This is a genomic window from Pseudomonas sp. P9_2 (assembly GCF_034008255.1).
GTDB classification, from domain to species: domain Bacteria; phylum Pseudomonadota; class Gammaproteobacteria; order Pseudomonadales; family Pseudomonadaceae; genus Aquipseudomonas; species Aquipseudomonas synxantha_A.
In genome coordinates this window covers 5,285,885-5,299,259 of record NZ_CP125376.1, presented here as the reverse complement: position 1 = coordinate 5,299,259, position 13,375 = coordinate 5,285,885, and the positions used below count along the sequence as shown (strand labels likewise).

Below are 13,375 nucleotides of genomic sequence, written 5' to 3'. Positions count from 1 at the left end.
TGAAGTAATACTGGTTCCTGAATGCACAGAGTTTATTGCTCACCCGCCAGGCTGAAGAATGTACACACAATTTCTTCCGGAGCGCGGCTGGCTGGCTAACCAACGTCGACCTAAAGTTATGCCCTTGAGTTTATATTCCTTGGGTGGCATATTTGCATGGTCTGGGACATTGAATACACGGATGAATTCGGAGACTGGTGGGGTGGCTTGGATGCAAAGGAGCAGTCTTCGGTAGCTGCCAGTGTTGATTTGCTGGAGCTGTTCGGGCCGGGGCTGCGCTGCGCTTTCCTCATAGCAGCGATATCAAGGGCGCTCGACACGGCAACCTGCGAGAGCTGCGGGTACAGCATGCAGGACGACCTTATAGAGTGTTGTATGCCTTCGATTTTCGGCGCAGTGCAGTGTTGCTGATAGGTGGCGATAAAACCGCACAGCACCGTTGGTACCACGAGTACGTACCCTTGGCTGAAAAGCTGTACGACGTACATTTAGACATATTGCGTAAAGAGGGCCGTGACCATGGCTAAGAAATTCGCGGAACTGAAAGCTCGCATGACGCCCGAGTCGCGCGCCGATGCCGAACGGATATTCGAGCAACATTTGAAAGAAATGCCACTGCATGAGCTGCGCAAGGCTCAGCAGTTGAGTCAGGCAAGCCTGGCGAAGGCATTGAATATCAACCAGGCAGCGGTTTCGAAGATGGAGCGTCGAACTGATATGTACATCAGTACGTTGCGTGACTACATACGTGCGATGGGGGGCGAGTTGGAAATCATCGCAACCTTTCCGGATGGCCAGGTCAAGATTGACAACTTTGCCTGTTGAAGCCGCTGTGTTCTTCGCCAGAGTGGAACTGCTGCGGGAGCAAGCTCCCTCGCCACACAGGTGAAGTGTTGGCTCTGGCTGAACCGTGGTGTGCTCGACTCGGGCTATTCCCGTTGTTCCGAACGTGGCTAACGCCCGTCAGGATTCACCTTCCTTGCGGGCACTGTTTGTTACTATCGCCATCCCTTGCCACCAGGAGTCACCGGCCCATGCAACACCAGTGGGATGAAATGCACCGCACCCGCAAGCCCACATTCGTTCTATGTGGCGAGCCCCAGGGGGATGTGCTCAATCTCTATGTTCACGGTTATTCGGCCTTCTTCAACCGCCAGCAACTGGGCAATTTCAAGGCACAACTGGCGGGTATCGAAGGCTCGACCAACCTGATGCTGTTCTGGCCGGCGGGGCACTTTCTGGAAAACCTGTTTGCGCCGTTCAAGGATGTGATCGCTTCGATGCTCGGCGGTGGTGGCCTGGGCGCAGCGACGGTGGGCGTCGGTAGGGCGATTGCCTATTTTCTTGACCATTACAAAAGTGTCGAGGCGCGGGTCGATGAAGTGGCCAGGACCTTGTTGCCTGAACTGGCCGGCTACCTGCACGACGAGTCGCTGCCGGTGCGGCGCATCAACCTGATCGGTCATTCCCTGGGCGCACGTATTCTGGTCAAGAGTCTGTTGGCCAGCCCCGATATCGCCCGCGAGCTGCCGTTGAATAACCTGTTGCTGATGGGCGGGGCGATCTGTACGTCAAGCCCCTGGGATGACGTGTCGGCGCCGCTCAAGGGGCGGCTGATCAACTGCCATTCCAGCAAGGACTGGGCGCTGGCCTTGAAACCGGATAGCGAGCGCTGCATCGGCCGTTATGCGATTGACGTCACGCCTGCACTCAAGACCAAGGTCACCAATGTGCATCTGGCCAGCTTCGATCATGCCGCTTATTGGCCGCAATTGAAGACGGTGGTGCAGTACACCGACTTGCTGCAGGAGCGCCGTGGCCTGATCCGCGCGGACCTGCGCAGCAGCGAAGTGCGCTTTGCCGAAGAAGATGCCGAACTGTTCCCGGTGCTGGTGCAGGCGCGGCCCGAAGAGCTGAAGTTTTTAGCCGAGCTGATGGCGCAAAAGCGCAGTGCCTCGATCGACGCCAGTGTGCGTGAACCGCTGAAACTGGCCATCGAGTTGCAGCGCATGGGCGGTGATAGCTTCATGAACCTGGCCCGTGGTCACGGGGTGAGCTATCGCCAGATTGCCGAGGAGGTGGCGCAACGCCTGGGCATCAAGTTCGACGAGCCGCTTGAAAGCGTGGCGCTGGCGGATATCGAAGCGCAGGCCGCTGAAAAACTGATCGAGCAGTACAAGGACAAACTCAGCCGCGCCGACCGTCAGGCGTTCGACGCCGAACTCAAGGCCGCCGCGCAAAAAGAGCAGGGGGTGTTCACCCGCTTCGACGTGGGCCGTTCAGCCGCCACGGCCTTGAGCGGTACCGCGCTGGCCGGGCTGACCGGGTTTATCCTGCGTCGGGGTGCAGCCACGGCGATTCCGGTGGTGGGCCAGGCGCTGGCTGCGGCGATGTTGCTGGTCAGCGGCGTGCGAGCGTTTTCCGGCCCGGCGTATTCGATCACCACCTTGGCGGTATTGGTGGTTGGTGTGATTCGTCAGCGCATGGAGCGCGAGGCGCTGAACCAGGAGCTGGACCTGGTGGTGCAAGTGGTAGAGGCCTTTGATTTGCCGCGAGATACGGTGATGCGCACAGTCGCGTCCGACTGATAAGCTGCTGCCCAAGCCTAGTGTATTGTCTGGAATTGCGCGTGAAATTCAACCTGCCGAAAATCGCTACCGCCCCCTTCTGCCCGCCGGAAGTGGCCGGCTCTGTTGCCGTTGACCCCAAGGCGTCGTTTTTCAAGCGCATGTTGATGTTCGCCGGCCCCGGCTTGTTGATCTCCATTGGCTACATGGACCCGGGCAATTGGGCGACCGCCATTGAAGCCGGTTCACGCTACGGCTACAGCCTGCTATTTGTGGTGCTGCTGGCCAGCCTTGCGGGGATGGCGGTGCAGTGCCTGTGCTCACGGCTGGGCATCGCCACTGGCAAGGACCTGGCGCAGCTGTGCCGCGAGCGTTACAGCAAGCGCTCCTCACGTACCCAGTGGCTGTTGGCGGAAATCTCCATCATCGCCACCGATCTTGCCGAAGTGCTCGGTTGCGCCCTGGCGTTTCACCTGCTGCTTGGCGTGTCGCTGACCACCGGCATTGTCATCACCGCCTTCGACACGCTGTTGATCCTGGCCCTGCAAAACCGCGGCTTCCGCCGCCTTGAAGCGATCATGCTGGCGCTGGTGGCGACCATCGGCGTGTGCTTCTTTATCGAACTGGTGCTGATCAAACCCTACTGGCCCGACGTGCTCAGCGGTTTCACGCCTTCACTGTCGGCGATCAGCGACGCGGCGCCGTTGTACCTGGCAATCGGCATCCTTGGCGCCACGGTCATGCCCCATAACCTCTACCTGCACACCTCCATCGTGCAGACGCGCCTGATCGGCAAGGACCTGGCGAGCAAGCAGGACGCGGTCAAGCTGGCGCGTATCGACACCATCGGTTCCCTGGCCCTGGCCCTGTTGGTCAACGCAGCGATCCTGGTGCTGGCCGCTGCGGCGTTCTACAAGACGGGCCATACCGATGTGGTGGAAATCCAGGACGCCTATCACCTGCTCGACCCACTGGTAGGTGGCGCCTTCGCCAGCATCCTGTTCGGTATCGCGTTGCTGGCATCGGGGCAGAGTTCGACCTTTACCGGCACCATTGCCGGGCAAGTGATCATGGAGGGCTACCTGAACCTGCGCATACCCTGCTGGCAACGCCGCCTGATCACTCGCGGACTGGCGTTGATCCCGGCGTTCCTTGGGGTATGGCTGATGGGCGACGATGCCATTGGCAAGCTGCTGATTCTCAGCCAGGTGGTACTCAGCCTGCAGTTGCCGTTCGCGCTGTATCCACTGATTCGCATGACCGGTGACAAGCAGTTGATGGGGCCTTTCGTCAATCGACTGCCCACGCGGCTGTTGGCGTGGTTCCTGTTCGCGGTGATCAGTGGGGCGAATGCGTGGTTGATTGGGCAGTGGTTGTTTTGATCTGCCGATCCCAATACGGCACCGTCCCAAAACACTCCACGAAATAGTCGATCACCGTACGCACTTTCAACGACAATCTCCGGCTGCCCGGCCACAGTGCGGCTATCTGCTGGGGCTCCAGGGTGGTCGCCACTTCATATTCAGTCAGCACGGCCTGCAAACTGCCGGCGCGCAGGCTTTCGCCAATCAGCCAGGACGGAAACACCACCAGGCCCAGGCCCTGTTCGGCGGCGTGGGTCAGGGTGTCGGCGTGGTTGCCGGTGATCGGGCCCTTGACGCTGTAGGAGGTCCAGTCACTTTGGCCGCGCCGGAAGAACCAGCGTTGCTGGCCCGTGATGCCTTTGTAGGCCAGGCAGTGGTGGTCGACCAGTTCGTCGGGGTGGCGCGGCGTGCCGTGTTGCGCCAGGTAGGCGGGGCTTGCGGCGATGCGAAAGCGCTGGGGCGCGAAGATGCGTGCCTGCATACCCGAATCATTGAGCACGCCAATGCGAAACAGCAGGTCGGTGCCGTCTTGCAGTGGGTCGACGAAGGTGTCGGTTTGCTGGATATCCAGTTGCAGCTTCGGGTAGCGCCGGCACAGTTGCCCCAACCACGGTGAAAGGTGGCGCTGGCCGAATACCATCGGCGCGTTGATACGCACCAGCCCGCTGGGCTCACTGTCTTGTTCCTGCAGGGCTTGGTTCGCCGTTTCCAACTGCTCCAGTACCAGCCGCGCGTGACGCCCCAGCAGGCGCCCGGCTTCGGTGGGGCTTACGGCGCGGGTGTGGCGGTACAGCAATTGCTGGCCGAGGGCCTGTTCCATCAGTTGAATTTGCCGCGAAATGGAGGAGGGCGCCAGGCTCTCGCGGCGGGCCACTTCGGAAAAACTGCCATGGTCGAGCACGGCGACGAACAGGCGCAGCGCCTTGAAACTCAGCTCATTCAAACCCTGCATCATCTCTCCTGGCTGTGCGTATTGCGCAAAGGTGTTGTTTGTATGCTCCCATTTATCGCACAGGACGGCCACCGGATAATGCGCGCCATGTTTTCTTTGTCGATGCGCAGGTGATCTATGCAGGCACGTTCTATCGAAGGTGTGGCGCAGGCCAGACCTAACAAAAATTTTCTGCGGTTGCTGTTGTTGCCGTTGGTGATTCTGGCGGGCATGGGCCTGTCCGTGGAGGCTGGCCTGCTCGGGCCATTGGGCGCGCAGGTCGGGCATTTGTGGGCGACCTTGAGCATCTTCGGCGTCGGCACCGCGATTCTCCTTCTACTGCTGCTGTTCAGCGGCCCGCAGAAGGGCCCGGCGTTCACCGAACTGCCGCGCTGGCAGTTGATTGGCGGACTTTTGGGGCCGATGTACGTGGTGGTGTTGACGCTGGCCACGCCCCATATCGGTATCGCGATGACCATGATTGCGATTTTGTCGGGGCAGGTGGGCAAGAGTGTGTTGATCGACCACTTCGGCTGGTTCGGCACGGCGCGCAAGCGCGTCAATGGCGAGCGCTGGATTGCATTGGCGTTGATTGTGGCGGCGCTGGTTCTGATTGCACGAGGGTAAGACGATGAATCTGATGATGTTACTGGTGGTGGTGATTGCAGCGGGGGCGGTGTTGAGTGTGCAGGCCGCCATCAACGGGCGTCTGGGCCAGGCGGTAGGCGTATTGCGCAGCAGCCTGCTGACCTTTGCCGTCGGCGCGCTCACCACGGCGTTGTTGATATTCTTCTTCGAGCCGGCCCACGCCGTCAGCCTGCTGGATGTGCCGAAATGGCAATTGACCGGCGCCTTGTTCGGCGTGGTGTACATGCTGGTGATGGTCGGCGCGGTGCCTGTGGTTGGCACGGCGGTCGCCACGGTGGCGGTGATTGTCGGGCAATTGGGCATGGGCATGCTGATCGACAACTTTGGCTGGCTGGGCAACCCGGCGATCGAATTGTCGGGCAGCCGCATCGTGGCGATGCTGTGCCTGGCGCTGGCACTGGTGTTCATGTACCGCAGCAATACCCGGGCAGCCGACTGACGGCGCTGAACCTTGGCGCTCTGCGTGGAGTCACTGCTTAAGGTGTGGCGTTCGCTGCACCGGGACGACCATGAAGAAGGAGTCTGACCATGCCAGATAAAACCTGTGCTTGCCCTCATTGCAAATGCGTACTGGGTGCCGATGCGATCATGAAGGACGGTAAGGGTTATTGCTGCCAAGGCTGTGCCGAGCACCATGCCCACGGTGAGCCCTGCGCCGCCGCGACCGGCTGTGAGTGCGCCAAGTCGGCCCGCACCTGACGTGATCTACCTGCAGGCTCGGACAACCCGGGCCTGCCGGGTGAGTAAAAACAGTTCGCTTGTCGGCGGCCAGTCTTTACCATGGTCGCCTTTCCCTTGATTGACATATACCCGCCATGGCCCTGGCTGCGCCCCCCGACCTCAGCGATCAAGCCGTCCCAGTGCAGCCCCTGGCACGCACGTACCCGCGTGGGTTGTATGTGGAACCCCATCGCCATGATTGGGGCCAGTTGCTCTATGCGATGAGCGGCGTGATGTGGGTCGAGACGCCCCGTGAAGCCCTGATAGTTGCGCCGCAGCGCGCCGTGTGGTTGCCGCCGGGAGTCGAACACGGCATCCGTGTTGTCTCCGACTTGCAGATGCGCAACATCTACCTGCGCCCGGCGTTGGCGGCGACGCTGGACAGTCAGGTGCAGGTGATTGAGGTGGGCCGGTTATTGCGTGAATTGATCGTGACGTTAGTGGAGCAGATCGATCACGCCGATGCCGGCTACTACGAGGCGCTCGTTGGCCTGGCCCTGTTGGAGCTGCAACGGGCACGCCGCTCGCAAATCCGTATCGTCATGCCGGTGGCGACTGATCGTCGGCTAAGCAGTGTATGCCGGGCGGTCATGGCTGCGCCGTCCCTGGACATCCCTTTCGAGCAGCACGCCGAAACTGTCGGTGCCAGCGTGCGCACCCTGGCGCGGTTGTTCCAGAACCACCTGGGCATGGGCTTCGCGCAGTGGCGGCGCCAAGTGCAGTTGGCGACGGCGGCGGCGGAACTGATCCAGGGCCGGTCGGTGAGCGGCATTGCTCGTGCCCTGGGGTATTCGCCCAGCAGTTTCAGCGACATGTTCCGCCGTGAATTGGGTGTATCGCCTTCGCAGTACACGGGTTGGCCGAAATCCTGAAGCACTTGGCCGATGCCGAAGCCAGTCGCACCTTAAGCTGAGCCCATCAATCAACCGGGCGTAGTCACCATGAACTATCTGATTTCCTTGGCCATCGGCCTGTTTGTCGGCGTGATCTACGGCGCGCTGGGCTTCCGTTCGCCCGCACCGCCGGCCATTGCTCTGGTGGGGCTGATGGGCATGCTGCTCGGCGAACAGTTGTGGCCCATGGGGCGGCAGTTGGTCAGCGGTTGGTTGTCCTGATCCTTTTCTTCTTCGACGGATGCCTTTGATGAAAGCACTACGATTTAGCGCCAGTGGCGACCTCGCCGACCTGCGCCTGGTCGATGTTGCCACGCCCGTACCGTCTGCCGATGAAGTGCTGGTCCAGGTCAAAGCCGCCGGTCTGAACCCCAGCGATGTGAAAAACGTACTCGGCCGGTTTCCCTACACCACGCTGCCGCGCATTCCCGGGCGCGATTTTGCCGGGGTGGTGGTCGAAGGTCCGCCAGCCTTGCTCGGTCAGGAAGTCTGGGGCACCGGTCGCGACCTGGGCTTTTTTGCTGACGGCTCCCATGCCCAATACCTTCGGGTATTGGCCACAGGCGTGGCGCCCAAGCCCGGTCACTTGAGCTTCACCCAGGCCGCGGGCCTTGGCGTGCCGTATACCACGGCCTGGGATGCGCTGGAACGCAGTGGTGTGGGCAAGGGCACGCGGTTGCTGGTGATCGGCGCCAATGGTGCCGTTGGCAGCGCGGCGTTGGCACTGGCGAAGCTTCGTGGTGCGCAGGTGCTGGCAGCGGTGCGTCGCCCTGATCAGGTGGATGTCTTACAGGCGCAAGGCGTGGAGGCGATTGCCCTGGGCCAACCGCAGGAACTGGGCGTACAAGTGCACGCCGTGTTCAAGGGCGGCGCCGAGGTGATCTTCGATACCAGCGGTTTCTGGCTGCCCGCTGCAGTGGCGGGGTTGGCGCCTTTCGGCCGTATCGCAATCATTGCCGCACCGGTTGACGGCCACGTGCAACTGCCGGCTCTGGCGCTGTATCGCAAGGGGGGGACGGTGGTAGGCGTCAATTCGTTGCTCTATAGCTGTGAGCAATGTGCGGTGATGTTAGGGGCGTTCGGGCGGTTCTTTGATGAGGGGTTGTTGCCGTTGCCCACCGGCCTGCGCGAAGTGGCGTTGGCTGATGGAGTTGAGTGTTATGAGCAAGTGAACAGCGGCAGCCCGGACAAATTCATCCTGCTGCCGTGACATCGTCGCAAATGTGGGAGGGGGTAAGCCCCTCCCACTTCAGATCTTTACTCGACCTCGGGTACGCCTTTTTCCCACGCCGACCACTGATTCACAATCGCCTGTACCAGCGGATTGCCCGTGCGGTACAGGTTTTCCAGTGCCGGTACAAAGCCGCCCTGGTCCGCATACTTGAGCAAGTTGTCGACCTCGCTGTAACCCGGATAAGGCCGGTCAAAATCGGAGCCTGCGCGCACCACGGCCAGGCGCTGGATATCCACCAGGCCCTCACGGCTGGCGCGTAGCAGGGCTTCATAAGTGGAGTTGTCCTCCTGCTGGGTGGTGCAGTATTCGCCTTTATTGTCGGTGAGCAACTTGGTCCAGACTTCGGCGCGTTCGCTCAGGCGGGTGCCGGAAAACCAGGTGTTGCCCGCCAGCGTGTCGCAGCGCGTGACTTGCGGCGGCTGGTTGGCCGGGGCTTCGGGATAGTGCTTGCGCCAGGCGGCGGATTCTTTGCTTTCGGTCAGCTCCACCTTGTGCGACAAGGCAAACGCCTTGGCTTGCAGTTTGGGGTTGAGCTCGAATACTTCGGTTTTGTAGTCCAGCGGTGGCTTTTCGTTGGGCCCCTTGGTGTTGATGCCGATATAACCGGTCGGCCAATCCTTGGGCGCATCCCGGGAATCAAGCTCCCACTGGGTGCCAAACTCCACCAGGTAATGGGCCCAGGCGGCGGTGCCGATGGTGCCGTGCTTGGGGCTGATACCGGCGATACCGGCGATCAGGAAATAGCTCTGGCGCAGGTCGAATTTGGGCGACAAGGCCAGGGCCAGGGTCGACGCAGCGGCGTTGGTCTGGCCCATGCCGGTTACCAGCAGGCATACGTCCTGGGTGTTGCAGCGAATCACCGGGTACTCGGCAGACAGCCCTGGCACGCGTACTTCCTGCTTGAGTTCCAGGCGGTCGATCCAGGTTTGCGCCTCGGGGGCGAACATGGTGATCAACATCACCTTGGGCTTGATCGGTGCGGGGTTATCCGCCAGCACTACGTGGGGCAGCAGGGCGAGGCCGACGGCCAGCGAGATACGAGTCAGTGCGTTCATGTACAGCTCCTTGATCAGAATTGGTAACCCACGCCGGCGTAGTAACCCCAGCCATCAGAGCGGGCGCGGAAGTTGCCTTCGCCGAAATTCAACTCGCTGCCGTCTTCCCAGTTGCCACCGTTGTGAAAGTAGCGACCCACCAGGGTAAAGCGCAGGTGGGTGAACGCGTACAGCAACACGTTGGTAGCCACCAGGGAATTGGCGGTGCGCGCCGGGTTGTCCTTGTGCAGGTCCGAGCCGAAGTCGTAGTTGGTAAAGCCGATATAGGTCAGCGAAGCACCGTTGTCGAACTTGCCGATGGGCACGATGTACTTCATCTGCGCGCGGTAGCCATCCCAGGAATATTCATTGCTGGCGCCGTAGTTTTCCCACTGGTAGCGGCCATAAAAGTTGGCCGACAGGTTGACCCGCGAGTGGGTGTCGATATCGGTGCCCAGGCCGCTGTACAGGGTATTGGCGCGGTTTTCCTTATGGCTGCCGTGATCGTAGATCCAGTCAAAGGCCACATACCACTCCTTGAACGGGCCGATCGCCAGGCTGCGCCCTGCGAGGTAGTCGATGGAGATCCGCGGTTCATGCTCCATGAATACCGGCGAGCCATGGTCCCATACACCTTTGTCATTACTGTTACCGATGGTGAGGATCTTCGGCACGTCGATATAGCCATACAGCTCAAAGGGCCCCTTGCGCCCGAAGTACTCGTACTCCAGGTAGACGTCATCCTGGGGCTTGGGGCCGAAGCTGATGTCTTTGCTGCCGATCAGCGTCAGGTCCTGGTTGAACCACTCCGACAGGTAAACGCCTTTTTTCGCCGGTGGGCTGGCCTCAGGGCTAAGGGTTTCGCCCTGGGCTGAATCATCGACGGGCTTTTGCTGCGCCAAAATGGGGCCACTGAGTACTCCCGTAACGGCGGCCAGTAGCAGGGAAACACCAAGGCAAGCACGAGGCTTAGAGGTGGGATGCATTGAAAGTCCTTATTCGTACGCGGTTTAACCCGATTCGTCGGGTAGGGCTGAACTTGGCTGCCAAGTTCGTTCCGCAAACGTTTGCACAGGCTGTACCAACTTGTGCCAATGGCTTGAACTGTTTGGAAAAAATGCGAATTAGCCGACGCTTTGGTCAGAAAACCAGCGGGTTACATGTCATCCTGTGCCCACCCACTGGAGCACCCATATGTTCGATCACTATCTGCGCGCCTGGAGCTTGAGTGCCGATGGCGAGCCTATCGTTACGCCTGGCAGTCACCTTTTGCCGGTGCGCTGGCAAGGCATGGCGGCGATGTTGAAAATTGCCCATACCTCGGAAGAAAAGCTTGGCGGTCGTTTGTTGAGTTGGTGGGCAGGCGACGGCGCGGCGCAGGTGTTTGCCCATGACCACACCGCAGTATTGATGGAGCGCGCCACTGGGCCAGGTTCCTTGATGCGCATGGCCCTCAATGGCCAGGACGACGAAGCCAGCCAGATCGCCTGCGCTACCGTGGCCCGACTGCATGCGCCCCGCGCATCGCCGCCCGAGGGTTTGCTTGGGCTGGATGAATGGTTCAATGCCTTGTGGAACGCCGCCGAGCGTGAAGGTGGCGTGCTACGCGATTGCGCGGCGATGGCCCGTACCTTGTTGGCGGCGCAACAGGATAGGGTGGTGCTGCACGGAGATATCCATCACAACAATATTCTCGACTTCGGCCCTCGGGGCTGGCTGGCGATTGATCCAAAACGGGTGGTGGGTGAGCGCGGCTACGATTACGTCAACCTGATCTGCAATCCGGATTTGCCTACTGCTAGCGACCCGCAGCGTTTCAGCCGCCAGGTCGAGGTGATTACGCAGGCGGCGGGGCTGTCGCGCACGCGTCTGCTGCAATGGGTGGTGGCTCACGCTGGGCTGTCCGCCGCCTGGTTTCTGGAAGATCAGGAGCGCGAGCGCGCCGAGGCTGAGTTGCGGGTGGCTTGCCTGGCGCAACAGGCACTGGGTCAATAGGTGAGCTTGGCGCGTGGTGGTTGATTGGCGATGGAGTTGAATAAATGCAATGCAGTCTGCCGCCGGTATTCGCTCGGCGTCTGATGCATTTCGATGCGAAAATGGCGGTTGAAATTGGACAGGTTGGCGTAGCCCACTTCAAAGCAGATATCCGCCACCGACATCTGGCTTTGCAACAACAACCGGCAGGCACGTTGCACGCGGAACTTGCGCATCAGGTCGATAAAACCGTGGCCGGTGTTGCGCTTGAAAAAACGCGAGAAGCCCGGCTCGCTCATCTCCAATTGCCGCGCAATGTCCGATAGGCGCACGTCGCCGGTCAGTTCGCGCATCAGGTAATCGAAGGCTTTGTTGATGCGATCGGCGCTGCGTGCATCCAGGGTGGGTGCGTAGTACGGGCTGGCCAGGGTCTTGGCCTGTGTGGGCGAGGCGTTCTTCAGGGTGTCGAGCAGCTGCAGGAACAGGGTCAGGCGTTGCAGGCCGTGGGCGCTGCCGATGGCCTCCATCAGCCGTGCCGCACTCGTTGCTGCTTCGCCGCAGAATTCAAGGCCGCATCGCGCCCGTTCAAACAACGGTTGTAGATCGCCGAGCTCAGGCAGGGTGGTGCGCAGGGCGAGGAGGGCGGCGCCGTCGAACTGCAGCACCACGTCTCGGCCGCTCAGGTATTCGCCCGGCGCCAGGTCGCCGATCCAGTCGTGGGGCAGGTCAGGGCCGATCAACGCGACATGACCGGCGCCAAACGCACCAATATAGTCGCCCGCCACCAGCTTGCCGCTGCCCTGGCGGATCAGGTGAATCTCGAACTCGGGATGATGGTTCCAGCGCGCCAGTTCATAGGGATAGTCATGTTCGAACCAGCGAAAACCATGCTCCGGTTCGGGCAGGATCACTTCAAGCTCCGCAGGGCGGTGCTCGAACAGGCTGGTGCAGCTGATGGGCATGGTGCTGCCTCTTGTGGTTGTGCAATGGACTCAAAATACGCGCACCGGCAATCAGTGTGCTACCCCGATTTTGCGTTGCACTGGTACTTTTTTGATCCTGGGCTTGAGGTCAAAAAAGTATCAGCCGCACAGTCGCCAGTCGTTTGTAAGGGCCAGGCCGAGCTGCTGTAATCGAGGCACGCCCACAAAAACAACAGGTGCAATGTGCCGGCGACCCGAACTCATTTTTACAGGACACCGCGATGAAACGACTCGAAGGTAAAAGCGCGTTGATCACCGGATCGGCGCGGGGTATCGGCCGAGCGTTTGCCCAGGCCTATATTGCTGAAGGCGCTACCGTTGCCATTGCCGACATCAATCTGCAACGCGCCCAGGCCACCGCTGCCGAATTGGGCCCCCAGGCTTATGCCGTGGCGATGGACGTCACCGATCAAGCTTGCATCGACGCCGCCATCGCCGCGGTCGTGGCCCATGCCGGCAAGCTGGATATCCTGATCAACAATGCTGCGCTGTTCGACCTGGCACCTATTGTCGACATTACCCGCGACAGCTTTGAGCGGCTGTTCTCGATCAACGTCGCCGGCACCCTGTTCACGCTACAAGCCGCGGCGCGGCAGATGATCAGCCAGGGCCATGGCGGCAAGATCATCAACATGGCCAGCCAGGCCGGACGGCGGGGTGAGCCGTTGGTAGCCGTCTATTGTGCGACCAAGGCGGCGGTGATCAGCCTGACGCAATCGGCGGGGTTGAACCTGATCAAGCAGGGCATCAACGTCAATGCCATCGCCCCGGGCGTAGTGGACGGCGAGCACTGGGACGCCGTTGATGCGCTGTTTGCCAGGCATGAGGGGCTGGCACCTGGCGAGAAGAAAAAGCGGGTAGGGGATGAGGTACCGTTCGGGCGCATGGGCACGGCGCAAGATCTGACCGGAATGGCGATCTTCCTGGCGTCGAAGGAAGCCGATTATGTGGTGGCCCAGACCTACAACGTGGATGGCGGCAACTGGATGAACTGAAGCCTCGCACCGTTAAAAACATGGGAGGGTCG

15 protein-coding genes and 1 pseudogene are annotated in these 13,375 nt (G+C 60.7%); 12 read left to right on the top strand and 4 right to left on the bottom strand.

Going from position 1 to position 13,375, the window contains the following annotated elements; all coding sequences use genetic code 11:
- Positions 1-156: 156 nt before the first annotated feature.
- The 4 genes and pseudogenes from QMK52_RS23370 to QMK52_RS23355 all read left to right on the top strand — a co-directional run bounded on the left by QMK52_RS23370 (position 157) and on the right by QMK52_RS23355 (position 3,949).
- Positions 157-527: pseudogene (locus QMK52_RS23370) on the top strand (type II toxin-antitoxin system RelE/ParE family toxin).
- Positions 520-825, top strand: a complete 306-nt coding sequence (locus tag QMK52_RS23365; RefSeq protein WP_005787584.1) for an XRE family transcriptional regulator — start codon at positions 520-522, stop codon at positions 823-825. Before QMK52_RS23370 ends, QMK52_RS23365 begins: the two are co-directional and overlap by 8 nt.
- A gap of 209 nt (positions 826-1,034) precedes the next feature.
- Positions 1,035-2,588, top strand: a complete 1,554-nt coding sequence (locus tag QMK52_RS23360; RefSeq protein WP_194440520.1) for a DUF726 domain-containing protein — start codon at positions 1,035-1,037, stop codon at positions 2,586-2,588.
- Positions 2,589-2,629: 41 nt separating this feature from the next.
- A complete protein-coding gene (locus QMK52_RS23355) occupies positions 2,630-3,949 on the top strand; it encodes an Nramp family divalent metal transporter (RefSeq protein ID WP_005787588.1) in 1,320 nt (439 codons plus the stop codon).
- Here the strand turns inward: QMK52_RS23355 and QMK52_RS23350 are convergent.
- Positions 3,906-4,883: a LysR family transcriptional regulator gene (locus QMK52_RS23350; protein ID WP_032876356.1), complete on the bottom strand. Its 978-nt coding sequence runs from the start codon at positions 4,881-4,883 to the stop codon at positions 3,906-3,908. The two genes, QMK52_RS23355 and QMK52_RS23350, sit on opposite strands and share 44 nt — an antisense overlap.
- 117 nt (positions 4,884-5,000) lie before the next feature.
- Between QMK52_RS23350 and QMK52_RS23345 the strand changes: the two genes are divergently transcribed.
- From QMK52_RS23345 to QMK52_RS23320, 6 genes are all read left to right on the top strand, one after another.
- Positions 5,001-5,489, top strand: a complete 489-nt coding sequence (locus QMK52_RS23345) for a DMT family transporter (RefSeq protein WP_194440523.1) — start codon at positions 5,001-5,003, stop codon at positions 5,487-5,489.
- A gap of 4 nt (positions 5,490-5,493) precedes the next feature.
- On the top strand, positions 5,494-5,949 hold the full coding sequence (locus QMK52_RS23340; protein ID WP_005787594.1) for a DMT family transporter: 456 nt from the start codon (positions 5,494-5,496) through the stop codon (positions 5,947-5,949).
- Positions 5,950-6,038: 89 nt separating this feature from the next.
- Positions 6,039-6,209: a metallothionein gene (locus QMK52_RS23335; protein ID WP_032803483.1), complete on the top strand. Its 171-nt coding sequence runs from the start codon at positions 6,039-6,041 to the stop codon at positions 6,207-6,209.
- Between the two features lie 116 nt (positions 6,210-6,325).
- Positions 6,326-7,102 (top strand): helix-turn-helix transcriptional regulator, encoded by a 777-nt coding sequence (locus QMK52_RS23330; protein ID WP_320403493.1) that lies wholly within the window; start codon positions 6,326-6,328, stop codon positions 7,100-7,102.
- Positions 7,103-7,171: 69 nt separating this feature from the next.
- Complete coding sequence (locus QMK52_RS23325) at positions 7,172-7,345, top strand: DUF1427 family protein (RefSeq protein WP_005787598.1); 174 nt, start codon at positions 7,172-7,174, stop codon at positions 7,343-7,345.
- Positions 7,346-7,373: 28 nt separating this feature from the next.
- Positions 7,374-8,333: a zinc-binding alcohol dehydrogenase family protein gene (locus QMK52_RS23320; protein ID WP_320403492.1), complete on the top strand. Its 960-nt coding sequence runs from the start codon at positions 7,374-7,376 to the stop codon at positions 8,331-8,333.
- A gap of 47 nt (positions 8,334-8,380) precedes the next feature.
- Here QMK52_RS23320 and QMK52_RS23315 read toward each other — a convergent pair whose 3' ends face one another.
- Positions 8,381-9,412, bottom strand: a complete 1,032-nt coding sequence (locus QMK52_RS23315; protein ID WP_320403491.1) for a purine nucleoside permease — start codon at positions 9,410-9,412, stop codon at positions 8,381-8,383.
- Between the two features lie 14 nt (positions 9,413-9,426).
- Positions 9,427-10,377: a nucleoside-specific channel-forming protein Tsx gene (locus QMK52_RS23310; RefSeq protein WP_005787604.1), complete on the bottom strand. Its 951-nt coding sequence runs from the start codon at positions 10,375-10,377 to the stop codon at positions 9,427-9,429.
- A 208-nt stretch (positions 10,378-10,585) separates the two neighbouring features.
- On the opposite strand from QMK52_RS23310, the gene QMK52_RS23305 reads away from it, so the two are divergent.
- On the top strand, positions 10,586-11,386 hold the full coding sequence (locus tag QMK52_RS23305; RefSeq protein WP_005787606.1) for an aminoglycoside phosphotransferase family protein: 801 nt from the start codon (positions 10,586-10,588) through the stop codon (positions 11,384-11,386).
- Here QMK52_RS23305 and QMK52_RS23300 read toward each other — a convergent pair.
- Positions 11,380-12,327, bottom strand: a complete 948-nt coding sequence (locus QMK52_RS23300; RefSeq protein WP_194440524.1) for a helix-turn-helix domain-containing protein — start codon at positions 12,325-12,327, stop codon at positions 11,380-11,382. The two genes, QMK52_RS23305 and QMK52_RS23300, sit on opposite strands and share 7 nt — an antisense overlap.
- A gap of 242 nt (positions 12,328-12,569) precedes the next feature.
- On the opposite strand from QMK52_RS23300, the gene QMK52_RS23295 reads away from it, so the two are divergent.
- Positions 12,570-13,343: an L-iditol 2-dehydrogenase gene (locus tag QMK52_RS23295; protein ID WP_005787609.1), complete on the top strand. Its 774-nt coding sequence runs from the start codon at positions 12,570-12,572 to the stop codon at positions 13,341-13,343.
- Positions 13,344-13,375: the final 32 nt, after the last annotated feature.